At 58.8% G+C, this 597-nt stretch carries 1 protein-coding gene; it reads right to left on the reverse strand.

Annotation, left to right across the window (positions count from 1 at the left end; all coding sequences use genetic code 11):
• Positions 1-374, reverse strand: a 374-nt coding sequence (locus tag AC5ZGW_RS46765) for a transposase (protein ID WP_496114214.1), incomplete at its 3' end; no start/stop codon positions are given.
• Between the last annotated feature and the right edge of the window lie 223 nt (positions 375-597).

The following is a 597-nucleotide window of genomic DNA, read 5'->3' on the forward strand; positions in this document are numbered from 1 at the left end:
ATGAACTTCGTGAACACATCGCCGTTCTGCAGCCGCTCCCGGTTCTTGGTGAAGGTGGTCGGGTCCCAGACTGGATCATCCGGCGACAGTCCCACGAACCAGCGATACAGAAGATTATAGTCCAGTTGCTCCATCAACTGGCGTTCCGAGCGGATGCCATAGAACACCTGCAGCAGCAAGGCGCTCAGCAATTGCTCCGGAGGGATCGAAGGACGTCCCTCGCTGGCATAGAGCCTCCCAAGGCTGCGGTTCAAATCACTCAATACATCCCGGACAAGTTCCCGCACCTTCCGCAGCGGATGGTTCGCTGGCACACGCTTATCCGGCGCGATGTACGAAAACAGGCCGCCTTGATCCGTAAACCTGCCGCGCATGAGCGTCTCCGCTGATTCGAGATGACAAGTGAATCATCAAGCCCCCTCGGTGGCGAGGGGGTTCTTCAGCAGACTGCTAGAGCATCTGTCACGTTTCATCGTGGAACTGGTGCGGGAGAGCCTGGACCTCAGCGCGATATCTGGCAAAGCGGCACCTCAAACACTTGGCCGGGCTGTTCGTGCAGGTGTTGAGGCTCGCCGAGAAGGCCGGGTTGGTGCGGCT

This window comes from Bradyrhizobium sp. Crot121 (assembly GCF_059512385.1).